The organism is Vibrio ordalii ATCC 33509 (genome assembly GCA_000257205.1).
Lineage (GTDB): Bacteria > Pseudomonadota > Gammaproteobacteria > Enterobacterales > Vibrionaceae > Vibrio > Vibrio ordalii.
In genome coordinates, this window is record AEZC01000128.1 from 1 (window position 1) to 25,282 (window position 25,282).

A 25,282-nucleotide genomic window follows, 5' to 3' on the forward strand; every position below is an offset into this window, starting at 1 on the left:
ACGCAAATAAAAATGATTAGTTAATACATTGTTATGTTTATATGTTACACCGAGCTGTAAATGTGAGCTAGGTTAGGAGTTAGCAAACTAAAGGGTTCAGACAAGTCAGAACAGCGTATTTAAAATTGTATTATTTCTTTAATTCGATAACGTATAAACAACCGATTGCATTTAGGGTGGTGAGGGAGTTTCATACAGCCCACTGCAAGTGGTCAATAAGGATAGCATCCATACATCCCCTGTAAATTAAGGTATGGAATGCAAATATAAGAATGAAATAAGGAGAATTAAAATGGCTGGTGTTTTAGGAATGATCCTTGCTGGTGGCGAAGGCTCGCGCTTGATGCCTTTAACGGAATCGCGTAGTAAACCTGCAGTGCCATTTGGTGGCAGTTATCGTTTAATCGATTTTGCTTTGAATAATTTTGTAAACGCGGATTTGATGCGTATCTACGTACTTACACAATTTAAATCACAATCGTTGTATTTACATATGAAGAAAGGCTGGAACCTTTCGGGCATCACTGATCGGTTTATCGATTCAATCCCCGCACAGATGCGTGATGGCAAGCGCTGGTACGAAGGTACTGCGGATGCTATCTACCAGAATATTCGTTTTATTGAACTCTCTACCCCCGACCAAGTATGTATTTTTGGCTCTGATCATATCTATAAAATGGATATCCGCCAGATGCTCGATTTCCATAAACGTGTAGACGCAAAACTGACCGTTTCTGCGCTGAGAATGCCATTGAAAGAAGCGTCTCAGTTTGGTGTAATTGAAGTTGATGAAGCTGGAAAAATGGTCGGCTTTGAAGAAAAACCTTGTAACCCCAAAGCGATCCCTGGGCACCCAGACCTTGCACTTGTTTCTATGGGTAACTACATATTTGATACAGATAAGCTCTGTGCAGAACTGCGTCGTGATGCTGAGGATAATCAATCCAGCCATGATTTTGGCAAAGATATTATCCCTAAACTTTTCCCGGAAGGAGAGGTTTATGTCTATGATTTTTCAATCAATAAAATTAAAGGCGAAAAAGACACAACTTACTGGCGTGATGTTGGTACGATTGAGGCCTATTGGGCAGCGCACATGGATCTATTAGAGCATGATGCCGATTTTTCGTTGTATAACCGTAGCTGGCCTCTGCATACTTATTATCCACCATTACCACCTGCAACCTTTGTTGATTCACACGATCGTAAAGTACAGATCACAGACAGCTTAATCTCTGGTGGAAGCTATATTCAAGGTGCGAAGATTTACAAATCTGTACTAGGTTACCGCAGTAACATTGGAGCCAACACTTTAGTGAGTGAATCTGTGATCTTAGGTGATGTTAAAATCGGTGAAGGGTGCACAATTAAGCGTGCGATTATTGATAAAAACGTCGAAATAGCACCTGGTACCATGATTGGTGAAGATTTAGAACTTGATAGACAACGTTTCCATGTTTCTGATGAGGGCATCGTTGTTATCGCAAAAGGAACAAAAGTTGGATTCTAGAATGGAAAAAATCGATGTTTGGTTTACCGTTTCAGAAGCTCAAGGTTTGATCAAAAGTGGTGGTTTGGCTGATGTGGCCAAAGCACTGCCTAAAGCACTGCAAGAGTTAGGTCATCAGATAGCTATTGTGCTACCGGCTTATCGTTCTATCTCGGGCATCTCTGATGCCCCTATCGTGCTTGAAACTGAGCTTACTCATTGGCCGCATACCTCTTATTCGGTTCGTCAAATGGAACTTGATGGAGTCCTTGTTTACCTAATTGAATGTGAACAATATTTTGGCCGAGCACAAATGTATGGCGAGAATAACCAAGCGTACGCTGATAATGGCGAGCGTTTTGGTTTCTTTTCAGCAGCTAGCCTAGATGTTTTACCTAAGCTCGGTAAAAAACCAAAGATTATCCATGCAAATGATTGGCATACAGGGTTGGTTCCATTTTTGTTGAAAACGCGTTACCAGCATGACGCTTATTTTTCTGATATGAAAAGCGTATTGACTGTTCACAACGCGATTTTTAAAGGTATTTTTTCTTATCATCAATTAGAGATCATCCCAGAATTGAACTTATCTGGCATGGAATTTTTACGCTACGGACACGATCACGTCAGTATGCTCAGAGCCGGAATTGCCTTTGCTGACAAAATCAATGCCGTTAGCCCTAATTATGCTTCCGAGCTTCTAACACCACTAGGTTCTCATGGGTTGGTAGACGACTTTGTTCACCGGGCTAGGGATTTACACGGCATCGTTAATGGGTGTGATTATAGTGAGTGGAATCCACAAAACGATCAATTTCTTCCTCTTTGCTACAACGATGAGGCTGAGTCACTTCAAGCGGGTAAGCGGGCGAGTAAGCACATGCTGCAACAAGAGCTGCAATTACCTCAGCGCGAAGTGCCTTTGTTCGGGATGGTCTGCAGACTCACTCATCAAAAAGGTTTTCATTATATATTACCTATACTTGAGTCTTTCTTACGCAATGATGTCCAACTGATTATTGTTGGTACAGGAGAGCCAGAAGTTGCTGCTCAGCTCAACAGAATAGCGGCGAAGCATACTGACAAATTTGCATTTGTTGAAGCTTATAGCAATCGTTTTGCACATTTGGTTGAAGCTGGTTCTGATTTCTTCTTAATGCCCTCCGAATTTGAAGCTTGCGGTTTGAATCAGATCTACAGTATGGCCTATGGCACGCTGCCCATCGTTCGTGAAGTCGGTGGTTTAAAAGACACCGTACGTGATTATGATAAATTTCCTCAAGAGGCAACAGGGTTTGGGTTTCATGAACCTTCTCCTGAAGCACTGTTAATTGCGATGCAACGAGCGGTATTGTTTTATTTACAGCATCCTGATGTTATGTTGGAAGTTCAGCAAAGAGCAATGCGGCAACATTTTAACTGGCAGGATTCAGCGAAAGAGTATATTAAGATGTATCATCTGGCGATTCATGGCTGATGTTTTATAATAAATAAGGCGCTTCGGCGCCTTATTTATTAACTGTGCAGCCTAATAGACCCGTGCGTTTTTTCACTCTTAACAGCTAGTTTTGTGGTAGTCTTAAACTTCTTAAATTGAAGATGATTAACGGTTTTGTATGTCTCATAGCTTACTTTTCCATAAAACTTACCTCCATGCTACCAGTGATGAATGGGTTGTCTTTGTGCATGGTGCAGGGGGAAGTTCATCTATCTGGTTTAAGCAAATCAAGGCCTATCGTGAGCATTTCAACTTGTTACTGGTTGATTTACGAGGTCACGGAAAGTCAAATCAACTGTTTCAAGAGTTGATGGCAAATCGTTACACATTTAAATCGGTCACTCTTGATATTCTCAAAGTGCTCGATCATTTGAAAATTCACTCTGCCCATTTTGTTGGAATGTCACTCGGTACTATTATCGTGCGTAACCTTGCTGAAATGGCAGCAGGACGAGTTCGTTCAATGGTTCTTGGTGGCGCTGTAACCCGTTTGAATGTGCGCTCTCAGGTGCTCGTAAAGTTAGGCAATTTGAGTAAACACATTATTCCTTACATGTGGCTTTATCGTCTGTTTGCTTACATTGTGATGCCACAACGCAACCAAAAAGAGTCGCGGCATCTTTTTATTCGAGAAGCGAAGAAGTTGTGCCAAAAAGAGTTTAAACGCTGGTTTATGCTGACATCAGAAGTCAATCCTCTGATGAAATGCTTCAAAGAGAAAGAGCTGCATATTCCTACACTTTATCTTATGGGGCAGCGTGACTACATGTTCATTCAGCCTGTTAAAGAGATGGTGGCAACGCATACACAAAGCATGCTACTAGAGATCCCAGATTGCGGGCACGTGTGCAACGTTGAACAATCTGAGATGTTTAACCACCATTCAATTGAGTTCATACGCCAGCATCAGAGCCGTTAGTTTGAATCTAAACAACCGCAGTACCAGCAGGCTGCAAACTGCGGCTCGTTTTCTTCACTACACTGTTTACAAATCCAATACGTTTTTTCGCTTATTTCTTCGCTCTGATAAGCCATTAGTCGTACTTGAGCATCGGCTATTTGGGTTTCATCTAATAGCCATACATATGGCAAAGTTTCTTCTGTAAAAGGCAACTCTCCACTTAAACCGTATAAATTTTCACCTTTCACTTCACAGTGGATGTTGAATTGCTGTAAATACTGGCAAACGATGTAGGCTTCTATCGGATGGCTTGAAACGAAAATCTTCATTGCCATTCACTTCAAGCAGAAGTAGGGTTTTTATTTAATTTGGTCATAATCCACTTAGTGATAAGTGGGAAAAGACCGAGTAGAGCAAATGAAAACAAAACCGAAGGAGACACAATACCAGACAAATTTTCAATTTCAGCTAGTTGAGTTCCAGCATTCAGATAAACGGCAGTGCCGGGTAGCATACCGAGTTGGCTAATCAGGTAAAAGCGAGCCACAGATATGGGAGTTAGGCCCATTAATAAATTAATCAAGAAAAAAGGGAAAACAGGAATTAAGCGCAGTGAAAATAGATAAAATGCGCCATCTCTTTCGACACCTTGATTAATCGTTTGCAGCTTTTGACCAAACTTTGTTTGGATCCACTCTCGTAGCAAGAAACGGCTACTCAAAAAGGCGATTGTTGCACCTATGGTACTGGCAAAGGAGACAAGTAGTAAACTCGCCCAAAAACCAAACAGCGCAGCGCCCAGTAACGTGACGACCGCCGCTCCAGGGATAGAGAAAGCAGTGAGCACAATATAGAGTGAAAAATAGATCAAAGCAGCGCTGATGACGTTTTGACTAATGTATTCGTTTAATAGCATTTGCTGTGCTTTGGCATTATCTAACGTTAGATAGTGGCCAAAATTTACAATCAAAAAGACAATAAAGGCCAATAAAGCCAAGCCTAAGAGAAGTTTTTTATTCATGGTATTCCTCACAACGACATATTTTACTAGATATATACCCTTCCGACTTGAAGCCGCAGCGGTGTTGGCTACGTTCGTTCACCCCAATCACATAGTTTGCCTATGCTCATGGGGACTCACTCACTTGCCGCCTACCTGCAACTCCAAGTTATTTGGGTATAGTGAAGAAGACAGAAGAAGTCGAATTTATCTTTCAAAATAGAATAAAAAACGCTCGCATAATTATGCGAGCGTGCTTAATTGATATGACCAGTAGTGTCTCTATGGTTCGACAACTAAAGGCTTTTTACTAATTCATCGCGTCGAGATTGTGGGATCACCGACCAATGCTTGCCTTTAATGGCACCTTCAAGCGCCCATAGCAATTCAATACTGATTGAAGAAGAATGAGTTTGCTGAATTGCTTTATAGGCTTCCAAGGCTCCTTTGCTTTGCAAATCTGTCACAGATTCAATCCCAGCTTTCTTGAGCATACGTTCGGTGGCGAGACGAAGGTTTGGGAGATCTTTTAGACGATCTGGCTTGGCTTGGGCTTGAATCTCTCGCTCTTGTTTTGCGATTTCGAGTGCGACAGCAGCATCTCGTAAAATGAGCGAAGGGTTTTGCCAACAATTGTCAGGCAATGCAAAATATTTCGTGACGACAGGGAACCCGCGTTTTTTATAGATATAGGGCTCATAGCCTTGCTCTTTAAAGCGAGAGGTTGACAAATCGTCTGCGCGAATATGAAGTTTATCGTTTACGACCAAAGCAAACATGGTGTCATCGACAAAAATGCCGAAGCCGCCAAACATTGAACGAGACTTAACACGTCCAAGTTGTTCGAAGAGTCGCATAGAATCTTTAAGTATTGGTTTATCCATGCTGTAAATTCTCGGTGTATGGGAAAAACGCCACCAAAATCAGGTCCGAGAGATTAGCAAACTTATGCAGAAAGAGTGTCAGTAAGGAGTAAACTTAACGTTTGCATATTTGCCATCGGCAACCCCGCTACCTATTGAATATTCAGTTTAGGCCGGAGGCTTTGCGTCCCATCCTTTCAAATGGTTTGCCCTGTGCGTGACTTCTAATAATAAGAATATATAAATTTTTGGATGAGCATCACGTTTATTTATTATTTTCGTGATGCTTATTCCAAATTTACTATTATTTGATACGGCGTTCTGTCTCAGGTGTAGAAAAATTCCTAAAATTGACATTTGTCGCTTGCTTTAAATAATGACACTATTTTGTGATATTTTTTACTGTGTTGCGTTCAACAATCTCGGGGTGCATCTCAAACACACGACGTTCATGCTCTTTGTCTTTAATGCGTTCCAATAGGATTTCAAAGGCGTTTTTCCCTACTCGTCGCTTTGGCTGGTGAACCGTGGTTAACGGTGGCGAGAAGTATTCAGCCAGTTCTATATTGTCATAGCCAATAACAGACATGTCATCAGGAATACGGATGCCTTTTTGTTGCAAGCGACTCATTAAACCGAGAGCCATTGTATCGTTAAAGCAGAAAACAGCCGTTGGGCGTTTGTCCATGGCGGCGATCTTGTCGGCGGCGAGAACCGCCGTATCACATTCGAAATTACCTTCTAAAATCCAATCGTCATGCGCTTTAAGGCCTGCTTCGGCAAGCGCACGCTTAAACCCTTGAATTCGCTCTTGGCACGCCGCTTTTTCAAAGTGTCCACTTAAGCAAGCAATGTCAGTATGTCCATGATCAATAAGGTATTTGGTGGCGAGATATCCGCCTTCCTCTGAGTTATCAATAATTTTATCCGCTTGAGAACTTTCAGGGCCCCAATCCATGATAACTTTCGGAATGTCTGAATGACGATCAAGCATCTCAAGCAGTTCTTGGGTGAGGTCCGAGCACATGACTAACATACCATCGACACGTTTTTCCGCTAGCATGCGGATGTAGTCGCGTTGTTTCTCGTAAATACCGCCGGTATTGCACAAAATAAGTGTGTAGCCTTGGCGGTAGCAGTAACTTTCAACACCATCGATAACCTCAGAAAAAAATAAGTTTGTCGATTGGGTCACTAACATACCAATGGTACGGGTGGTGTTGCATTTTAAGCTGCGAGCGACTGCACTTGGTGCATAGTTGAGCTCTGATACCGCTTCCATCACTCGTTCTTGGGTTGCTTCAGCCACAAAGCGAGTTTTATTGATTACATGCGATACCGTGGTGGTTGATACGCCCGCTAAGCGTGCAACGTCTTTAATCGTAGCCATAAATTCTCTGTCCTGTCGATAACTGCTGAAAGTGGTAGTCACGAAGAGCAATTCAGCGGTATTAGGCCTATCAGTGTCATATTGAAGCCTAAAAGTAGTAAAAACACAAAAACCGCCTCTAGACAGCGGTTGCATCTTCAATTCATTTTTTTATCGTTTGCGGTCAAGATTCTAGTCCGCAAATGTCGATCAAGCAACGAAAAATCCACCGAATAAATCGGTCAACAGTCACAACTGACCGATTTAGTAATAGGTATTAACCAGGTTATCTCATTGGTTTGATAAATAATCGCGGTCTAAGTGAAGAAATGCGACTAACAATTCGCTTGCGGCACCATAAAAACCAAATTGATCAATTTGTTGGCAACGAAGATGGAATTGTGGGATCCAAGAGAGCAAATGTTGTTCAATAAAATCACACTGCTGCGTAAAGGCTTGTTCAAAGTGTGCTTCTTGCTCAAGTTCATTGGAGCGAATGATCAAGTTACCTAAGAAATCCAGTTCAATCGCAATGTGGTCGGCGGGTTCGTTGAGTGCATCGTTGACTGTAATGTGATGGGCTGCCATCAAATCCGACATTGCTCTGGCTGGTTCGTCATTGAGCAACCCTGATTTTCCAATGTAAATTGAGGCATAGGGCAGCGCGGACTCCTTATTGGATTTTAAAAAAAGATCACAGAAATCGGCTGCGAGCTCAAGCTGTGCGTCTTCTTTGTCTTGCAATCGGTTTAGTGCATCAACTAATTTATCAATAGCAGGTTTAAGTGTCGTATTTTCAGCCAACCCTGAAAGAAATGTACGAATAGCGGACGTATGGTATTGCCCTAATTCATGTTCCGAAAGTTCTTTCACAAATAAGCTCGAAAGCCACCAATAAATCTCGGCACGCTGTTCATTAAAAGCTTTTATGTCTTGCATAGTACTGGCTCTCCAAGGGTGTGGTTTTGCGAAAATCGTTTTTTAAAAGTAACTGCTGTAAGTGTAACTAATAAAAATGAATAGCAGTCACTAAGAAAATGAAAAAATATGAGTGATTTTTTCATTAAGTTAATGGATGTCCGGAAGGTTGTTTTGAATCAATAAACTCTCATCTTTCTTAATTTTAAAAGTTGTACGACTAGAATTATGACTATTTATGAATAGAATGGCTTTGTACAGAATCTCGAGCCGAGGTTTGAACCTTTCTATAGAGTAAAGTGGTGTAAATGAGCTATCACGTATTAGTCGTTGAAGATGACGCAGTTACCAGCAGCAAGCTGACTGGATACTTTCAAAATGAAGGTTATACAGTAACACAAGCGGAAAGCGGTACTCAGATGAGAGAAGCGTTGAAAAGCAACGATATAGATTTGATTATGCTAGACATTAATTTACCCGGTGAAGACGGTTTAATGTTAACGCGTGAGCTACGCAGCCAGTCTGATATTGGCATCATCCTAGTGACAGGACGTACGGACAGTATCGATAAAATTGTTGGTCTTGAAATGGGGGCCGATGATTACGTGACTAAACCTTTTGAATTGCGCGAGTTACTGGTGAGAGTGAAAAACTTGCTGTGGCGGATCTCGGCAGTAAAAAACAAACTGAGTGAAGAGAGCTGTGTATCTCACAATGCGAATTTAGTGCGCTTTAGCGAGTGGACCTTTGATATTCAGCGCCGTGCGCTGAGCCGTAATGGTGAACCCGTAAAACTGACCAAAGCGGAATATGAGCTATTAGTTGCCTTGTCGTCCTATCCGAATCAAGTCCTTAGCCGTGAACGTATTTTAAATATGATCAGCCATCGTGTGGATGCACCTAACGATCGAACGATTGATGTACTGATTCGACGCATGAGGGCGAAGATGGAGTTTGATCCTAAGAATCCGCAAATCTTTGTGACTGTGCACGGTGAAGGTTATATGTTCGCTGGTGATTAGCTGAGTGGTCGCGTGTGTAAAATTGGCGTTGGGCCGTGCTTTTTTATTCCCATGATTTTTTCTAGCCGCGATTACTAAGAAAAACGGAGCACATAAGTGGCTCCGTTTTGGGTTGAATATAATAGCTAATAGCTAATAGCTAATTGCTATTGATGTCTAACTCTGTATCGCCATGCCCGGAGGCCCAATCACGCAAGCCTTGCCATAATAAGCCTAACGTCTCATACCAGTAACGCTCAGTTTGTTCTAAATAACGCGCTCGAGGAGCGTATTTTTCCCAAGCTTGTGCAATATTGGTTTGCGCTAAGAAATTGGTTGGCGCAGGTATTGGGTCAATACCTGCTGAATGAAACTCCTTCAATGCTCTTTCCATATGACTGGCCGATGTTACCAAAACCAGCCGGCGCTGCTGGACAAATGCGGCCGCTTGTCGCGCTTCTTCCCAAGTATCTTTGGCTGTTTCGAGCAATATAATATCAGATTTACTCACTCCAAGCGCCAATGCCATGACGGCTAGCATGCGCGCATGGCTAAATTCCGACCCGCCAGAGTAGCCTGATAAAATCAACTTTGAGCCGGGGTACATACGCATGACGCGGATGCCTTCGTTTAAGCGTACCAACGCAGTGCGGCTGAGTTCAGAGGTCGGGGGGATTTGGTCATCCACTACGTGGCCGCTGCCTAAAACCATCACATAATCGATGCTGCCATCAACCGGGAGAAAAGCCGAGTATTGTCTTTCCAAAGGCATTAGCATGCGTGTTGCGAAGGGTTGGAAAGAGATAAGAAATATCCCCACTAAAGAGAAGAGGACAAACATACAGCCAGTCTTACGTCTGACGGTGAACATTATGAGCATTAATCCGACAAAACCGAGGATTAGCATCGCCGGAAGAGGCATTAATAATGAGGAAATAACTTTTTTCAGCTCAAACATATACAAAATAGTCCGAAAAACCACCACTTGATAATAAAAAGGAACAAAGCCTCTTTATTCCTGCCATTCCTATGACAGAATAGCAGCACGATTCGCTATCATAACTCAAGCCACTGTGACTGAAGACCGGAATTTCGACGATATTGCCCACAAATTTGCAAAAAACATATACGGCTCTGACAAAGGTGAAATTCGTCAAGTCATTGTTTGGCAAGATCTTGAGCAACTGCTCGCTTTGTTGAGCAACCACCCAAAACCCTTGCAAGTGCTTGATGCGGGCGGCGGTTTGGCACAAATGTCACAAAAAATAGCCAAGCTTGGACACCAAATCACGCTGTGTGATTTATCCTCTGAAATGCTTCAACTTGCGGAACAAGAGATCCGAAAAAATGGTCTGCTTGAGCAGTATCGGTTGGTACATTCCCCCGTGCAATCCATCCAATCGCACCTTAGTGCGCCAGTGGATGTGTTGTTGTTTCACGCGGTTATGGAATGGTTAGCCGAACCAAAACCCGCATTGCAGAATTTGTTAGCTCAAGTTAGGCCAGGTGGTATGGCATCAATCATGTTCTATAACCATCATGGCTTGGTGTACAAAAACGTTGTTTGTGGCAACATTCCCCATGTATTGGAGGGCATGCCGCATCGCAAGCGGTTTAAGCTCCAGCCTCAGCAAGGGTTAAAACCTGAAGAAGTGTATCAATGGATCGAAGAATCAGGATTTGAAATTTGTGGAAAATCGGGCATCCGATCATTCAGTGACTATATTGGGAATGTGAAAAATATGGGTGACTACCAATATGAAGATGTACTGGCACTCGAACAACAATTATGTAGACAAGAGCCGTACCTCTCGCTAGGTCGATATATTCATGTATGGGCGAAAAAGAAAATAGAGCAGGAATAACAATGAGTGAGATGACTCAGAACGCTGCACAGCAACCTATTGATGAATTGGTTAGCTGGGTAAAACAGCATGATTTCTCATTGAACCTGACGACAGAACGACTGGCGTTCCTTATTGCCATTGCAGTATTGAGTAACGAAAGGTTTGATGAAGAATTAGGTGAAGGTGAGTTACACGATGCGTTTGCCATCGTAACTCGCTTATTTGAAGAAACCGGTGAAGCCTCCGCGTTTCGTGCCAATAATGCGATCAATGAGTTGGTAAAACAGCGCTTAATGAGCCGCTTCACCAGCGAGATGACTGATGGCGTTAGTATTTACCGTTTGTCACCGTTGGCTATTGGTATTACGGACTATTACGTCCGTCATAGAGAGTTTTCCAAGCTGAAGCTCTCAATTCAGCTTTCTATGGTTGCCGATGAAATGGCCAAGGCGATTGAAGCCGCGAATAAAGGCGGTACCCCAGGGCATTGGAAAAAGAACGTCTACGGCGTATTAAAATACTCGGTAGGGGAAATTTTTGATCGTATCGATTTAAACCAACGTGTGATGGATGAGCAGCAGCAATCGGTCAAACTGCAAATTGCTGAGCTGCTGAATAAAGATTGGCGTGAAGCGATCAACAACTGTGAATCGTTATTGTCTGAAACCTCTTCAACGCTGCGTGAACTGCAAGACACTTTACAAGCGGCGGGGGATGAGCTGCAAACGCAAATTTTGGATATCCAAGAATTGGTTTATGGCGAAACTGAACTCGAATTCATTGAAGAAATCCTGTTTGGATTACAGATGAAACTTGATCGCATCACCAGTTGGGGACAACAGGCGATCGATCTCTGGATTGGCTACGACCGCCATGTCCATAAATTCATTCGTACCGCCATTGATATGGACCAAAACCGAGCGTTTAGCCAGCGTTTACGTCAATCGCTCAGCGACTATTTTGACGCGCCTTGGTACCTCACTTATGCCGATGCTGAGCGTTTAACCGACCTGCGTGATGAAGCTCTCGTCTTAAGAGATGATGAGGTGATGGGGCAAGTGCCTCCAGAAGTGGAGTACGAAGAGTTCCAGCAAGTCAATGATGAGCTCTCCTTGCGTATCGGCAGCATGCTCAAAGGTCATAAAGATCAAGGGATGCCAATTGATTTAGGACGAGTACTGAGAGACTACCTCGCCACTCATCCCCATACACATCATTTTGATTTAGCGCGAATTATTGTTGATCAAGCGGTGAGGCTTGGCTACTCAGAGCAAGATTACCAAGCCATCCAACCTGACTGGCAAGCGATCAACGATTTTGGTGCAAAGGTACAAGCAAATGTCATCGACAGATATTAATGAATACATGCCAGAAAATCTGGCTAAAGCAATTTCAAATCCTTTATTTCCTGCGCTAGATAGCCAGCTGCGAGCTGGGCGTCATGTTGCTAGTGATGATTTGGATAATCACACCTTTTTACTGGATTTTGAGCCCGATTTAGCGCTGTTTTACCAACGCTATAACACCGAATTAGTCAAAGCGGCGGAAGGCTTTTTTTACCTGCGTCCTCGCTCTACTGCTTTAATCAATCGTAGCGTGCTGTCTGAGTTGGATATGCTGGTCGGCAAAGTGCTCTGTTTTCTGTATTTGAGTCCTGAACGCCTTGCGCACGAAGGCATCTTTACTAATCAAGAATTGTACGAAGAGCTACTGTCTCTGGCCGATGAAAAAAAACTGATGAAGCTCGTCACCAACCGAGCCAGCGGTTCAGACTTAGACAAAGAAAAGCTGTTTGAAAAAGTGCGTACCTCATTGCGTCGTTTACGTCGTTTGGGGATGATCATCCATTTAGGTGATACCAATAAATTCCGTATTAGCGAAGCCGTATTTCGTTTTGGTGCCGATGTGCGCATCGGTGACGACATGCGTGAAGCGCAACTGCGTTTGATCCGCGATGGTGAAGCGGTTGTCCACGCCCAAGAACCGAATCAAGGCAGCTTGCTGGATAACGAAGACGAGATTGAAGAACAAAATGTTAACGAGCAAACAGAATGGGAAGGTGAAGCATGATTGAGAGAGGTAAATATCAATCGCTAACCATGATCAATTGGAACGGCTTTTTTGCTCGGACTTTTGATATTGATGGATTAGTTACCACCTTATCGGGCGGTAACGGTGCGGGCAAATCGACCACCATGGCGGCATTTATCACCACCTTGATCCCAGATCAAAGTTTGCTCCATTTTAGAAACACCACCGAAGCGGGCAGCTCACAAGCGTCTCGCGATAAAGGCTTATACGGTAAACTGCAAGCGGGCGCATGCTACGCCGCGTTGGATGTAGTGAATTCACGCAAACAGCGTTTACTGTTTGGCGTTAAGCTACAACAGGTGGCGGGGCGCGATAAGAAAGTGGATATCAAACCGTTTGTGATTCAAGGCTTGCCAAGCCATGTCAAACCAACCGATGTACTGATTGAAAACGTCTCAGACAACCACGCGCGCGTGCGTCAACTCAATGAAGTGAAAGAGATTGTCGCGAAAATTGAAGGGGCGCATTTTAAAGCGTTTAGCTCCATTGTCGATTATCACGCGCAGATGTTTGAATTTGGCGTGGTGCCGAAAAAACTGCGTAACAGTAGTGACCGTTCAAAATTCTATCGCTTGATTGAGGCTTCTTTATACGGCGGTATTTCCAGTGCCATTACTCGCTCGTTGCGTGATTATCTGTTGCCACAAAATGGTGGTGTGAAGAAAGCATTCCAAGATATGGAATCGGCGTTGCGTGAAAACCGCATGACGTTAGAAGCGATCAAAACCACGCAAGCGGATCGCGATCTCTTCAAGCACCTGATTACTGAATCGACAAATTACGTGGCCGCGGATTACATGCGTCACGCCAACGATCGCCACAATAAGCTAGAGCAAACGCTCGCGTTGCGTAACGAGTTGTTTGGCTCTCGCCATACATTGATTGAACAAAACCGATTACTCAATCAAGTTCAAGAAGAGCTTGAACTGCTGTTAGAGCAAGAGTCTACCTTAGAGCAAGATCACCAAGCCGCTTCTGATCATTTGCAACTGGTGCAAAACGCACTGCGTCAGCAAGAGAAAATTGAGCGCTATCAAGAGGATTTGCAAGAGCTCACTATTCGCCTTGAAGAGCAAATGATGGTGGTCGAAGAGGCGCAAGAGCGCGTCATGATGGCTGAAGAGCAAGCGATTATCTCTGAAGATGAGGTCGATAGCTTAAAGAGTCAACTGGCCGATTATCAACAAGCATTAGATGTTCAACAAACGCGAGCCTTGCAATATCAACAAGCCGTACAGGCGCTCGATAAAGCCAAACAGTTGCTAAATGATGATCAGTTAACACCAGAGCGTGCCCAAGCGCAGGTATCGGATCTCAAGCATCAGCAAGACGCTAATACGACCACGTTATTGGCGTTAAAGCATAAATTGGACATGTCTTCGGCCGCGGTCGAACAGTTTGAGCAGGCACTGCAACTGGTGCGCAGCGTGGTGGGTGAAGTGCCTCGTCACGATGCGGCTCAGCATGCAAAAGCCATCATGCAGCAAGCGCGTAACGCCCAGCAAATCAGCCAAAATGAAGCACAGTGGTATGCACAGCAGCGAGATCTGGAACGCCGCTTAAATCAGCAGCAAGTGGCGCGTCAGTCCGTGGCTGAATACCAAAAGCAACACCATATTGACTTGCACGATGAGCTAACACTAGAGCAAGAGCGCGAGCGCCACGCCGCTCTGATTGAATCCCTGGAATATGAACAAGAAGTGCTGCGTGAACAGCGCAGTGAGCAGCGCCGTACCGAGCAAGATAAACAGGCTGAAATTCAACGACTGGAATCGATCGCTCCGACTTGGATTGCTGCCAACGATGCATTGCATACTTTACGCGAACAAAGTGGTGCAACATTAGAAAATAGCCAAGCTGTGATGGCGCAGATGCAACAAGTGCTTGAGCAAGAAAAAGCACAATCAATCGCTAAAGATAAACTGGCAGAACGTCGCGCGCAGCTTGAAAATGAAATCGAGCGCTTGGCGTCTCCTGGTGGTTCAAATGATCCTCGCTTGAAAGGATTAGCAGATAGCTTAGGCGGCGTTTTACTGTCTGAAATTTACGATGACATCACGATTGACGATGCACCGTATTTCAGTGCCATGTACGGCCCAGCTCGTCATGCGATTGTGGTTTCGGATTTATCTGGCATCAAAGAGAAGCTGGTCGAGCTTGATGACTGCCCAGAAGATCTGTACATCATTGAAGGGGATGTCGATGCCTTTGATGATAGCTCGTTCAATGCTGACGAATTGGAAGGAGCGGTATGTGTTCAGCTCAATAACCGCCAAATGCGTTATTCTCGTTTACCTGAGATCCCACTCTTTGGCCGAGCTGCGCGCGAACAACGTTTAGAGTTACTGCGTAACGAGCGCGAAGAAGTGGTGGAAGAGCACGCAAAAGCGGCGTTTGATTCACAAAAACTGCAACGTCTATACCACAGCTTTAACCAATTTGTTGCTTCACACATCCAAGTCGCTTTTGAAGCCGATCCAGAACAAGCGTTGCAAGCGGCACGTGAGCAACGCAATCAACTGGTCCGTGTATTGGCTGAATTGGACGCAAAAGAGCAGCAGCAGCGCAGCCAGTTACAGCTAAGCAAACATGCGTTAACGATGCTCGATAAGCTGGCTCCTAACATGTTGCTCATTGAAGATGAGGCATTGCAAGCACGTTTCGATGAAGCTGAGCTGAACATTAATCAACTGGCGGAAGCGAAAGCGTTTTTAAGCTCGCACGGTAAAGCCACCGCGGAGTTAGAGCAGCTGGCTTCAGCGCTTGAGGTTGACCCACAGCAATTTGATGCACTTACGGAGCAATATCAGCAAGCGGATCAAGCTCTTCAGACATTGAAAGTGCAGATCTTTGCACTCTCAGACTTGATTGAACGCCGCCACTATTTTAGCTATTCCGATTCGGTTGATCTGCTCAGTAAAAGCAGCGAGCTAAGTGAGCAGCTCAAAAACAAATTGGTTGAGGCAGAAAGCGACCGTACCCGTACTCGTGATGAGCTCAAACAGACTCAAAGCCAAATGAACCAATATAACCAAGTGTTAGCGGCCTTAAAAAGCTCACATCAAGCTAAGTTGGAAACGGTTCAAGAGTTCAAGCAGGAGCTACAAGAGTTTGGTGTGCATGCCGATGAAGGTGCGCAAGAGCGTGCTGAACGTCGTCGTGATGAATTGCAACAGCGTCTGCATGCCTCACGTACCCGTAAGAGCGAGTATGAACGTACACTGACCGCAACTGATCTTGAAATGAAAGCATTAGTTAAACGGTTGAAAAAGGTGCAGAAAGATTATCAAGATCTGCGCACATTTGTGGTGAATGCAAAAGCAGGGTGGTGCTCTGTATTACGTTTGGCGCGTGATCACGATGTTGAGCGCCGCTTGCATAAACGTGAGCTGGCGTATCTATCGGCCGATGAACTGCGTTCCATGTCGGATAAATCACTGGGCGCGCTGCGTTTAGCGGTCGCAAGTAATGACGACCTGCGTGATGCACTGCGTTTGTCGGAAGATAACGCACATCCAGAACGCAAAGTTTTGTTCTACATCGCCGTGTATCAACATCTGCGTGAGCGTATTCGCCAAGACATCATTCGCACCGATGATCCTGTTGAAGCGATTGAAGAGATGGAAGTGGAGCTTGCGCGTCTAACTGAAGAGTTGACTCAACGTGAAAACCGTTTAGCGATCAGCTCTGAATCGGTGGCCAGCATCATCAAAAAAACCATTCAACGTGAGCAAAATCGTATTCGGATGCTCAACCAAGGTTTGTCTAACATTAACTTTGGTCAAGTGAAAGGCGTTCGCCTTAACGTGAAAGTACGCGAGAGCCATGAAATCCTACTCGCGGGATTATCTGAAAAACAGAGTCAGCATAAAGATCTGTTTGAGAGTACTCGTTATACCTTCTCCGAAGCGATGGCGAAACTGTTCCAGCGTGTTAACCCACATATCGATATGGGGCAACGTTCACCGCAAGTATTGGGTGAAGAGCTATTGGATTACCGTAACTACTTAGAGTTGAGTGTTGAAGTAAATCGCGGATCCGATGGCTGGTTGCAAGCGGAATCGGGCGCGTTATCGACTGGTGAAGCGATTGGTACTGGGCAGTCTATTTTATTGATGGTAATTCAAAGTTGGGAAGAGGAATCTCGTCGTCTACGCAGTAAAGACATCGTTCCATGCCGTTTACTGTTTTTAGATGAAGCGGCGCGTTTGGATGCCAAATCCATTTCAACCTTGTTTGAACTGTGCGAGCGTCTGGATATGCAACTTTTAATTGCTGCGCCAGAGAACATTAGCCCTGAGAAAGGCACGACTTATAAATTGGTGCGCAAAGTGTTTAAAGATCACGAACACGTTCATGTGGTCGGTCTGCGAGGTTTTGGTCAAACTGAAAAACCAAAATCAGAAGCACAGCAGATGGCCGAAATGCTGTAAGCATCGCCTCCATCGCTAATAAAAAAAGCCCAATACTCCTGATAGAGATTGGGCTTTTTAGTGATTAAATTTGGTGAGAGTTACTCGCTTAACTCATCAGAGCCGAATTGCTTAGCGGCATAAGCGACACGTTCTTCTGGGCTAGGATAGATAAGTTGCGATCCTAAACTTTCGATATGCTGCAAACGTGGCAGCAGCCATGCGCCATTGGCTATCTGGATAGCAAGCCCAGGGCGAGCGTTAAGCTCAAGTACCATCGGGCCTTCTTCTTTATCCAGTACCATGTCGGTTCCCATATAACCAAGGCCGGTCATTTCCCAAGCACTAGAGGCTAAGGTGAGTAGCTTCTTCCAATGTGGTACTTGCAACGTTGAGAGATCTTTGCCGGTATCTGGGTGCTCAGTGATGGGTAAATTAAACTGCACGGCTCGTACTGCTTTTCCTGTGGCAATATCAAGACCTACGCCAACAGCACCTTGGTGTAAGTTGGCTTTACCATCAGAAGCCGAAGTCGAGAGGCGCATCATCGCCATGACGGGGTAGCCCTTGAAGACAATAATGCGTACATCAGGCACACCTTCATAGCTAAAGCCTTCGAAACAATCGTCAAATTTAATCAGGTTTTCAACCACAGCCACATCATTTTTACCGCCTAGTGAAAATAGTCCGGCCAAGGCATTACTAATATGGCGCTCAACATCTTGCTGGTTGATGGTCGCACCAGAAGGTTTAGTGTACACACCATCCTTGTGCGACATAATCACTAAAATGCCTTTACCACCGCTTCCGCGTGCAGGCTTTATCACAAAGCCCGGCCACTCTTTGACCATGGCATGAATTGATTTTACATTCGCTTGGTTACTGATCACACCAATCAGTTTTGGCACAGTACAACCCGCACGCTGCGCAATCAATTTGGTTTGTAACTTATCATCAACCAATGGGTATTTTGAGCGATCGTTATAGCGACCAATGTAGCTATGGTTACGCTTGTTCATGCCCATAATACCTTTACGGCGCAGCTTAAATGGAGAAGTGTATTCGGATAATGAAAACATCGTTACTCCTCGGCTAACGGTTTAAAGCGACGAAGTTCAGTTAAACGGTATCCCGTATAGGTTCCTAATAGCAGAATGGCAGCCAATACGATCAGCTGTAAGCCAATAAAATTAAAGGTTAGGTGTTGCACATAAGAGTTAGTCATACCTAAGTAGATCAATACGGAGGTAAACAGTGAGCCGCCACCTTGTAAGATAACCTCTTTCGCCCCTTCTTCTTCCCACAGAATCGACATACGTTCGATGGTCCAAGAGAGAATGATCATCGGGAAGAAAGTAATAGATAACCCTTCGGTGAGGCCGATCTTAAAGGCAACAACCGTGAAGACAGAGATAATGAGTATTACAGTGATGATCACCGCCGATATTCGTGCCACCAGCAGCAGGTTTAATTTCGATAAATAGCTACGAATGATTAAACCCGTTCCGACGATAAGCAGAAAGCCCACGATACCAGTCAGTAATTGAGTTTGAACAAAGGCTACGGCGATCAGTACCGGCATGAAAGTACCTGAGGTTTTTAGCCCAATAATCACCCGTAAGAACACCACAATTAATGCGCCGATAGGGATCAACATGATAGTCTTGAACATCGCTTGCTCTTCAAGCGGTAAGCTGTGAATAGAGAAGTTTAAGAGTTTGTCGGCCTCAATTTTATTATTGGTTGCCGTCTGAGGTGAAACATCTTGAGACAGCATAGTGAAGTGAACTTGGCTGTTTTGTCCACCCGTGACATCCAGCAGTGAAACGTTGGATTCATCCCAAACCAGTATGTTAGGGTGGTTGGGCTGCGTGCCCGTTTCAGGGTTAAAAAGCACCCACTGATCGCCATTCCATATTTCGTTCATGTGTTGAATCGTTTGACGGCGGCGACCATCTTCGAGCTGAATAACACCAACGACTTTATTGGGAATTTGAGAGTATGACAGCAGTTTTTGCGTGGCGTCTACTTTGCTCATTTTATTGAGTAGTAAAGAGGCGTTTTGGCTGTCGTTGTCATTGAGATTTTTAATCAGTTCACGGGTAAAAGTGATGTTATCCGCCGAGCGTTGGTTCGCTCGCTCAATTAATGCGATAGCTGCGGCTTCTTCTGGACCGTTAAAGGTCGGTTGAACCACATCGCCTACCGGAGGGATAGGTGTCGCTTTCGCTTGGGGATCAACTAAAAATTGGCTTTTATAGTAAATAGTTTGTGGGCCAGTTGCTTTGCGGATTGACCATTCAACACGTTTGCCTGTGTCAGTCGTAACGTAAGCGACGCCATAACCCGGCGACGATGACGATTCATTGATTAAGGTATACCCATCTTGAGTATGAGGTGCGGCTAAAGAGACTTTGGCTTCTTTAGCTAACGCATTGAATTCGACGCGTGCTTCAATATCCCAAATTTGGCGAGTTTCTCCAGGTGTCCATGGCACCCCGTAAGTTTGGTGGCGAACTACACTCAGTGTGATTCCTGCCACTATCAGCAATAAAACGGATAGATAAAATGGAACTCGTGACGTCATAAATGTCCTTGCTACTATTTAGTTTCGGTTTGGATGTACTTGCGACTGACATCGACTAACGCGATATCACGAATAAACTCGCGACCTAGAAGAATAGGATGGCTCATTTGAGAGCGATCAGCCAAGGTGAACTGTGCTTTTTCGTGAATACTGCCTAATTTTACCCACAGCTCAACAACGGCTCTGCGTTCCATTTCTTCATTGGTCGATTGGCGAATTTTAACGTAGCGAATAATGGGTGATTCAATCCAGTTACTTTCGTCTGTTGCTCTATCTCCATCGGAAAGATGAAAGCGCACCCAGTTTTTCCCATTACGTTCAAACTCTTCAATATCAATCGCATTGAGCGAAGAGGTGGCGGCGCCTGTATCAACTCGAGCATCAAAGGTTTGTTTGATGGAATCAATCGTAACTTTTTCGACTTCACCTAAAATGACGTCATAGCGTGATTTTTGAATAGAGGGTATAGCGACTGGAATAATTACATCATCATTACTGGTTGCTTCTACACGTTTTTGCTGGATATTGGTCGTGGTCTGCTTAAGTTTGGTCAGTTTTCGATCGAGTTTTGATACTTGGTTTTCAAGGCTTTCAATGTAATCATTCTGGTTACTTAGCTGAAGCTCAAGGTTGGTCATTGTGTTGCTGAGGTTTGATTCGGCAGTTTGAATCGCTGCTAGGGTAGCTTGGTGGTATTGTTCACCATTGGTTAGAGTGCAACCTGACAGTAAGGCAATGGCAATGACGGGGGCTACAGACTTAAACATTTGCGACCTTATGTGTTTGTAATGAATACGGATAAACCGAAGTTTAGCTAACAAAATTTAGCTGATAAAAAAGGATGCGTACGGCATCCTTTGACAAGGGTAGTATTATACGCATAGCTAAGCGTTAAAACTGTGTCAATTATAGTTTTTTTGCTACCAAAATAGCGCGTCGTGGTGCGGGATACCCTTCTAGGGTTTTGCTTGAGTCTTTTGGGTCAAGATAGTCGGGTAATGAGTTGTGCGTCATCCATTGAGTGGTCCGTTGTTCATCAACAGAGGTGACGCTTTCATCAACGATACGGACGTCACCAAAACCACATTTCTCAAGCCACACTTTGAGCGCTTTGGCGGAAGGGAAAAAATAGACGTTACGCATTTGTGCGTAGCGGTCGACAGGGACCAACACCGCATTTTCATCGCCTTCAATCACCAGCGTCTCAAGAATCAATTCGCCCCCTGTGACCAACTGATTTTTCAATTGGATCAGATGATCTAGCGGTGAGCGGCGATGGTATAGGACACCCATGCTAAATACGGTATCAAAGGCGTTCAATTCGGGTAACTGTTCAATGCCTAGTGGCAGAAGATGAGCACGTTGGTCATCACCCAATAGTTTACGCACCGCTTCAAACTGCACTAAAAACAGGTGCGAAGGGTCGATACCCACACACAGGCGAGCACCTTCGCCAAGCATACGCCACATGTGATAACCATTACCACAGCCGACATCCAGCACGGAACGGTCTGTCAGCGGTGAAATGTGGGGCAATACGCGGTCCCATTTCCAATCGGATCGCCACTCAGTGTCGATATGGATACCATGTAAGTGATAGGGGCCTTTGCGCCAAGGATGAAAAGTTTTAAGCAAACTTTCTAATTTCTTCTGTTCGCCTAACGTCAGCGGTGTGCTATTTGAGAGAGTGACTGACTGTTTGAGCTCGATCAGCTCAGGTGTACCCGAGGGGATTTTATTTAACGCACGAACCCAGCGGTCAAAGTCGCCATGCTCTGCATTTTGCCAGTCCGTCAACTGCTGTGGCAAAACGTTTAGCCAAGGTTGAAGACGGGTATCTTGAGCGATCAGTTGATAAAAATTGGCAAAGTTAAACATGCAAAGCGTATTCCTAGATTAGGTAAAAAGACCCTAGATAAATGGCTGGTCAGGTTTTGGCCCTTCTAGGGAAAAGAGCTAAAATGTCATTCTATTATTTGATAGCGAACTATTATTTAATAGCGAACATCGAGCCAAAGTTGAAACACTGGAACCACACTTCATAACTTGAAAAGCCAATGTGTTTAAAGCGAGCTTTATGTGTTGTGATGGAGTCTGGGCGCATCACATTTTCAATCGCACTGCGTTTTTGACTGATTTCTAATTCGCTGTAACCATTGGCTCGCTTGAAATCATGGTGAAGGTCAATTAGCAAATCATGCGCTGTTTCATCTTCAAAAATGTACTTTTCAGATAAAATCAGTATGCCACCGGGGCGAAGGCCCGCGTAGATTTTTTCAAGTAGTGCGAGCCTATCTTCTGGCGATAGAAATTGCAGCGTAAAATTGAGCACCACCACTGAGGCATCACGAATTTCAATCTCACGAATGTCGGCCTCAATCACCTCGACAGGCGTATCCGAACGATAGGCGTTAATGTGCAATTTACAACGCTCCACCATGGCAGGTGAATTATCAACCGCTACAATTTTACAACCTTCTTGGCGAATATGACGACGCATCGAAAGCGTAGCCGCGCCTAAAGAGCAACCCAAATCGTAAATGGTAGAGTGTGGCTTAACAAAGCGCTCAGCTAACATGCCGATTGCAGAGATAATATTGCTGTACCCCGGCACAGAGCGCTGAATCATATCAGGGAAGACTTCAGCAACTCGTTCATCAAAGGTGAAATCACCAATTCTATCGATTGGAGCAGAAAAAATGATGTCTTTATGATGGCTCATAATGTACCTCATGGCGATGCGTAAAAAGCAAGGCTGACCGTGGCGCTACCTTAAAAAAGGCGCACATTCTAAGAGAAAAGCGTGCGCGTGTCATTAACCTCGCACGTGATCATCAAAATAGGGTGATTTGGCGCTGATCATCCTGGGCTGGAAACTTGGTGAGTTTAGGCAATGTTATGCGTTGTTGCTATTGTTGGTATCACCCATTACTAAAAATAAATACTCTACGAGAGTTTTGATGATTTTGATATTTTAACGCTATAATCAGCCCCAATTTTTCAGCGGTGTTGTTATTTTGGTTGATTATTGATTTAAAAAGCAGCAACTCTTGATAAAACATAACAAATTGTATTCTGGAAGGTCGATTTTGCACATCTTTCAGCGTATAAATGGAACTTTGCGCTGCTCAGATAATGACGCTGAGTAGCTTAGAATTGATAACTAATTAGAGATTGGGAAATTCATTATGCGTAGCCATTATTGTGGTCACCTGAACAAGTCCCTCGCAGGACAAACTGTGGAGTTGTGCGGCTGGGTTAATCGCCGTCGTGATTTAGGCGGTCTTATCTTTATTGATATGCGAGATCGTGAAGGCATCGTTCAGGTGGTGGTTGACCCAGATATGGTGGATGTGTTTGCAGTAGCTAACCAACTGCGTAATGAATTCTGCATTAAGCTCACTGGTGAAGTACGCGCGCGTCCAGAAAGTCAAATCAATAAAGAGATGGCGACCGGCGAAGTGGAAATTCTCGCGAGTGGTATTTCTATTATCAACCGTAGTGATGTTTTGCCACTGGATTTCAACCAAAAGAACTCAGAAGAGCAACGTCTAAAATATCGTTACTTAGATCTGCGCCGTCCAGAAATGAGTGATCGCATTAAACTGCGCGCTAAAGCGTCTAGCTTTGTACGCCGCTTCCTTGACGAACACGGTTTCCTCGATATTGAAACGCCAGTTTTGACGAAAGCAACGCCGGAAGGGGCGCGTGATTACTTAGTACCAAGTCGTGTGCACAAAGGCAGTTTCTATGCACTTCCTCAATCGCCACAACTGTTTAAACAGTTGCTGATGATGTCAGGTTTTGACCGTTACTATCAAATCGTAAAATGTTTCCGTGATGAAGATTTACGTGCTGACCGTCAACCAGAATTTACTCAAATCGATATTGAAACGTCATTTATGACGGCCGATCAAGTGCGTGAAGTGACCGAAAAAATGGTTCGCAACATGTGGCTAGAACTACTAAACGTTGATCTAGGCGATTTCCCTGTGATGCCATACAGCGAAGCGATGCGTCGCTATGGTAGTGACAAGCCGGATCTGCGTAACCCACTGGAATTGGTTGATGTTGCAGACCTTGTGAAAGATGTGGATTTCAATGTTTTCTCTGGCCCAGCTAATGATGCTAAAGGACGCGTTGCGGTTATTCGTGTACCGGGTGGTGCGGCATTAACTCGTAAGCAAATTGATAGCTACGCTGAGTTTGTTGGTATTTATGGCGCGAAAGGTTTGGCGTGGATGAAAGTCAATGATCGCGCTGCTGGTTTAGAGGGCGTTCAATCTCCGGTCGCGAAATTCCTTTCGGCTGACATTGTGGAAGGTATTTTACAACGCACTCACGCTGAGTCTGGCGACATCATTTTGTTTGGTGCCGATAAAATAAAAGTGGTGACTGAAGCCTTGGGTGCGTTGCGTTTGAAATTGGGTAAAGATCTGGCGATCACCAATGAAAATTCATGGGCTCCACTATGGGTTGTTGATTTCCCGATGTTTGAGGAAGATGACCAAGGTAACTTGCATGCTATGCATCACCCATTTACCGCGCCACTTAACTTAACCGCGCAAGAGCTGCAAGCCAACCCAGCGGTTGCAAATTCAAATGCTTACGACATGGTACTAAACGGCTATGAAGTGGGCGGTGGCTCGGTGCGTATTCACAATGCTGAAATGCAATCTGTGGTGTTTGATATTTTAGGTATCGATGCGCAAGAGCAACAACTGAAATTTGGCTTCCTATTGGATGCGCTGAAATTTGGTACGCCACCACACGCAGGTCTTGCATTCGGCCTTGACCGTTTGGTGATGCTGCTGTGTGGTACGGAAAATATTCGCGATGTGATTGCCTTCCCTAAAACAACCGCAGCCGCTTGTTTGCTAACGGATGCACCGAGTCTGGCCAACCCAGCGTCGCTCGAAGAGTTGGCGATTGCGGTGACGGTCGCAAAAGAAAAAGCGCAATAAACGCAACGGTAACAGGGTGGCGAAAGTCACCCTCTTTTTTGCCCCTGCGTAGGGTTATCCTTTTTTATTTGAGTGAACCTTGTTCTCTCGCCAATTGACTTAGTGACAGGAATCTCTCTTTTGGCTCAAATGTATTTCTATTACTCTGCGATGAATGCAGGTAAATCAACCACTCTTCTACAATCTTCTTTCAACTATCAAGAGCGTGGTATGACGCCCGTGATCTATACCGCTGCCATCGACGACCGCTATGGTGTTGGTAAAGTCAGTTCAAGAATAGGATTGGAATCAGACGCCCAGCTTTTTACCGCTGAAACGAATTTGTATGATGAGATCAACGGT

At 44.5% G+C, this 25,282-nt stretch carries 21 protein-coding genes and 1 riboswitch; of the genes, 10 read left to right on the top strand and 11 right to left on the bottom strand.

Annotated elements, in window-relative coordinates:
- Positions 1 to 292: 292 nt before the first annotated feature.
- The 3 genes from glgC (at position 293) to VOR_RS0109385 (ending at position 3,906) form a co-directional block, all read left to right on the top strand.
- Positions 293 to 1,510, top strand: coding sequence for a glucose-1-phosphate adenylyltransferase (gene glgC / locus VOR_RS0109375; RefSeq protein ID WP_010319446.1), 1,218 nt, complete (start codon positions 293 to 295; stop codon positions 1,508 to 1,510).
- A 1-nt stretch (position 1,511) separates the two neighbouring features.
- Entirely contained in the window at positions 1,512 to 2,966 is a 1,455-nt protein-coding gene (gene glgA, locus VOR_RS0109380; RefSeq protein ID WP_010319447.1) for a glycogen synthase GlgA, read from the top strand.
- Positions 2,967 to 3,105: 139 nt separating this feature from the next.
- The gene (locus VOR_RS0109385) at positions 3,106 to 3,906 is read left to right on the top strand and encodes an alpha/beta fold hydrolase (RefSeq protein ID WP_010319448.1); all 801 of its coding nucleotides are present in this window, start codon (positions 3,106 to 3,108) and stop codon (positions 3,904 to 3,906) included.
- On the opposite strand, the gene VOR_RS0109390 is transcribed toward VOR_RS0109385, so the two are convergent.
- The 5 genes from VOR_RS0109390 to torD all read right to left on the bottom strand — a co-directional run bounded on the left by VOR_RS0109390 (position 3,903) and on the right by torD (position 8,059).
- Entirely contained in the window at positions 3,903 to 4,217 is a 315-nt protein-coding gene (locus VOR_RS0109390; RefSeq protein ID WP_010319449.1) for a putative signal transducing protein, read from the bottom strand. The genes VOR_RS0109385 and VOR_RS0109390 overlap by 4 nt on opposite strands.
- An 11-nt stretch (positions 4,218 to 4,228) precedes the next feature.
- Positions 4,229 to 4,909, bottom strand: coding sequence for a TVP38/TMEM64 family protein (locus tag VOR_RS0109395; RefSeq protein ID WP_010319450.1), 681 nt, complete (start codon positions 4,907 to 4,909; stop codon positions 4,229 to 4,231).
- A gap of 275 nt (positions 4,910 to 5,184) precedes the next feature.
- Positions 5,185 to 5,772 (bottom strand): TfoX/Sxy family DNA transformation protein, encoded by a 588-nt coding sequence (locus tag VOR_RS0109400; protein WP_010319451.1) that lies wholly within the window; start codon positions 5,770 to 5,772, stop codon positions 5,185 to 5,187.
- 114 nt (positions 5,773 to 5,886) lie between these two features.
- Positions 5,887 to 5,972: riboswitch (cyclic di-GMP riboswitch) on the bottom strand.
- A gap of 161 nt (positions 5,973 to 6,133) precedes the next feature.
- Complete coding sequence (gene purR, locus VOR_RS0109405) at positions 6,134 to 7,141, bottom strand: HTH-type transcriptional repressor PurR (protein ID WP_010319453.1); 1,008 nt, start codon at positions 7,139 to 7,141, stop codon at positions 6,134 to 6,136.
- A 270-nt stretch (positions 7,142 to 7,411) separates the two neighbouring features.
- The gene (torD, locus tag VOR_RS0109410) at positions 7,412 to 8,059 is read right to left on the bottom strand and encodes a molecular chaperone TorD (RefSeq protein ID WP_010319454.1); all 648 of its coding nucleotides are present in this window, start codon (positions 8,057 to 8,059) and stop codon (positions 7,412 to 7,414) included.
- Positions 8,060 to 8,346: 287 nt separating this feature from the next.
- On the opposite strand from torD, the gene torR reads away from it, so the two are divergent.
- The gene (torR, locus tag VOR_RS0109415) at positions 8,347 to 9,060 is read left to right on the top strand and encodes a two-component system response regulator TorR (protein WP_010319455.1); all 714 of its coding nucleotides are present in this window, start codon (positions 8,347 to 8,349) and stop codon (positions 9,058 to 9,060) included.
- A gap of 139 nt (positions 9,061 to 9,199) precedes the next feature.
- Here the strand turns inward: torR and elyC are convergent, their stop codons facing one another.
- Positions 9,200 to 9,997, bottom strand: a complete 798-nt coding sequence (gene elyC, locus VOR_RS0109420; protein WP_033197426.1) for an envelope biogenesis factor ElyC — start codon at positions 9,995 to 9,997, stop codon at positions 9,200 to 9,202.
- A gap of 115 nt (positions 9,998 to 10,112) precedes the next feature.
- On the opposite strand from elyC, the gene cmoM reads away from it, so the two are divergent.
- Genes cmoM through mukB form a run of 4 tightly spaced genes read left to right on the top strand, consistent with a single transcriptional unit; the run spans position 10,113 to position 17,410 of the window.
- The gene (gene cmoM / locus VOR_RS0109425; protein ID WP_010319458.1) at positions 10,113 to 10,904 is read left to right on the top strand and encodes a tRNA uridine 5-oxyacetic acid(34) methyltransferase CmoM; all 792 of its coding nucleotides are present in this window, start codon (positions 10,113 to 10,115) and stop codon (positions 10,902 to 10,904) included.
- 2 nt (positions 10,905 to 10,906) lie between these two features.
- Positions 10,907 to 12,244 (top strand): chromosome partition protein MukF, encoded by a 1,338-nt coding sequence (gene mukF / locus VOR_RS0109430; protein WP_010319459.1) that lies wholly within the window; start codon positions 10,907 to 10,909, stop codon positions 12,242 to 12,244.
- On the top strand, positions 12,225 to 12,956 hold the full coding sequence (gene mukE / locus VOR_RS0109435; protein WP_010319460.1) for a chromosome partition protein MukE: 732 nt from the start codon (positions 12,225 to 12,227) through the stop codon (positions 12,954 to 12,956). Before mukF ends, mukE begins: the two co-directional genes overlap by 20 nt.
- Positions 12,953 to 17,410: a chromosome partition protein MukB gene (gene mukB / locus VOR_RS0109440; protein ID WP_010319461.1), complete on the top strand. Its 4,458-nt coding sequence runs from the start codon at positions 12,953 to 12,955 to the stop codon at positions 17,408 to 17,410. Before mukE ends, mukB begins: the two co-directional genes overlap by 4 nt.
- A gap of 80 nt (positions 17,411 to 17,490) precedes the next feature.
- Here the strand turns inward: mukB and VOR_RS0109445 are convergent, their stop codons facing one another.
- The 5 genes from VOR_RS0109445 to cmoA all read right to left on the bottom strand — a co-directional run bounded on the left by VOR_RS0109445 (position 17,491) and on the right by cmoA (position 22,710).
- On the bottom strand, positions 17,491 to 18,468 hold the full coding sequence (locus VOR_RS0109445; protein WP_010319462.1) for an alpha-L-glutamate ligase-like protein: 978 nt from the start codon (positions 18,466 to 18,468) through the stop codon (positions 17,491 to 17,493).
- Between the two features lie 2 nt (positions 18,469 to 18,470).
- Positions 18,471 to 19,976, bottom strand: coding sequence for an inactive transglutaminase family protein (locus VOR_RS0109450; RefSeq protein WP_010319463.1), 1,506 nt, complete (start codon positions 19,974 to 19,976; stop codon positions 18,471 to 18,473).
- Positions 19,977 to 19,990: 14 nt separating this feature from the next.
- On the bottom strand, positions 19,991 to 20,743 hold the full coding sequence (locus VOR_RS0109455; RefSeq protein WP_010319464.1) for an ATP-dependent zinc protease family protein: 753 nt from the start codon (positions 20,741 to 20,743) through the stop codon (positions 19,991 to 19,993).
- A 139-nt stretch (positions 20,744 to 20,882) separates the two neighbouring features.
- Complete coding sequence (gene cmoB, locus VOR_RS0109460; RefSeq protein ID WP_010319465.1) at positions 20,883 to 21,854, bottom strand: tRNA 5-methoxyuridine(34)/uridine 5-oxyacetic acid(34) synthase CmoB; 972 nt, start codon at positions 21,852 to 21,854, stop codon at positions 20,883 to 20,885.
- 112 nt (positions 21,855 to 21,966) lie between these two features.
- The gene (gene cmoA / locus VOR_RS0109465; RefSeq protein WP_017043929.1) at positions 21,967 to 22,710 is read right to left on the bottom strand and encodes a carboxy-S-adenosyl-L-methionine synthase CmoA; all 744 of its coding nucleotides are present in this window, start codon (positions 22,708 to 22,710) and stop codon (positions 21,967 to 21,969) included.
- A gap of 454 nt (positions 22,711 to 23,164) precedes the next feature.
- Here cmoA and aspS point away from each other — a divergent pair, with 454 nt between their 5' ends.
- Positions 23,165 to 24,940, top strand: a complete 1,776-nt coding sequence (gene aspS / locus VOR_RS0109475) for an aspartate--tRNA ligase (RefSeq protein WP_010319467.1) — start codon at positions 23,165 to 23,167, stop codon at positions 24,938 to 24,940.
- A 120-nt stretch (positions 24,941 to 25,060) separates the two neighbouring features.
- Positions 25,061 to 25,282 (top strand): thymidine kinase (locus VOR_RS0109480; protein ID WP_033197427.1); only part of this gene is annotated, 222 nt, incomplete at its 3' end.

Excerpts from the sequence above, each read along its gene's own strand:
- glgC (WP_010319446.1), top strand. The coding sequence starts at position 293 with ATGGCTGGTGTTTTAGGAATGATCCTTGCTGGTGGCGAAGGCTCGCGC.
- glgA (WP_010319447.1), top strand. The coding sequence starts at position 1,512 with ATGGAAAAAATCGATGTTTGGTTTACCGTTTCAGAAGCTCAAGGTTTG.
- VOR_RS0109385 (WP_010319448.1), top strand. The coding sequence starts at position 3,106 with ATGTCTCATAGCTTACTTTTCCATAAAACTTACCTCCATGCTACCAGT.
- VOR_RS0109390 (WP_010319449.1), bottom strand. The coding sequence starts at position 4,217 with ATGAAGATTTTCGTTTCAAGCCATCCGATAGAAGCCTACATCGTTTGC.
- VOR_RS0109395 (WP_010319450.1), bottom strand. The coding sequence starts at position 4,909 with ATGAATAAAAAACTTCTCTTAGGCTTGGCTTTATTGGCCTTTATTGTC.
- VOR_RS0109400 (WP_010319451.1), bottom strand. The coding sequence starts at position 5,772 with ATGGATAAACCAATACTTAAAGATTCTATGCGACTCTTCGAACAACTT.
- purR (WP_010319453.1), bottom strand. The coding sequence starts at position 7,141 with ATGGCTACGATTAAAGACGTTGCACGCTTAGCGGGCGTATCAACCACC.
- torD (WP_010319454.1), bottom strand. The coding sequence starts at position 8,059 with ATGCAAGACATAAAAGCTTTTAATGAACAGCGTGCCGAGATTTATTGG.
- torR (WP_010319455.1), top strand. The coding sequence starts at position 8,347 with ATGAGCTATCACGTATTAGTCGTTGAAGATGACGCAGTTACCAGCAGC.
- elyC (WP_033197426.1), bottom strand. The coding sequence starts at position 9,997 with ATGTTTGAGCTGAAAAAAGTTATTTCCTCATTATTAATGCCTCTTCCG.
- mukF (WP_010319459.1), top strand. The coding sequence starts at position 10,907 with ATGAGTGAGATGACTCAGAACGCTGCACAGCAACCTATTGATGAATTG.
- mukE (WP_010319460.1), top strand. The coding sequence starts at position 12,225 with ATGTCATCGACAGATATTAATGAATACATGCCAGAAAATCTGGCTAAA.
- mukB (WP_010319461.1), top strand. The coding sequence starts at position 12,953 with ATGATTGAGAGAGGTAAATATCAATCGCTAACCATGATCAATTGGAAC.
- VOR_RS0109445 (WP_010319462.1), bottom strand. The coding sequence starts at position 18,468 with ATGTTTTCATTATCCGAATACACTTCTCCATTTAAGCTGCGCCGTAAA.
- VOR_RS0109450 (WP_010319463.1), bottom strand. The coding sequence starts at position 19,976 with ATGACGTCACGAGTTCCATTTTATCTATCCGTTTTATTGCTGATAGTG.
- VOR_RS0109455 (WP_010319464.1), bottom strand. The coding sequence starts at position 20,743 with ATGTTTAAGTCTGTAGCCCCCGTCATTGCCATTGCCTTACTGTCAGGT.
- cmoB (WP_010319465.1), bottom strand. The coding sequence starts at position 21,854 with ATGTTTAACTTTGCCAATTTTTATCAACTGATCGCTCAAGATACCCGT.
- cmoA (WP_017043929.1), bottom strand. The coding sequence starts at position 22,710 with ATGAGGTACATTATGAGCCATCATAAAGACATCATTTTTTCTGCTCCA.
- aspS (WP_010319467.1), top strand. The coding sequence starts at position 23,165 with ATGCGTAGCCATTATTGTGGTCACCTGAACAAGTCCCTCGCAGGACAA.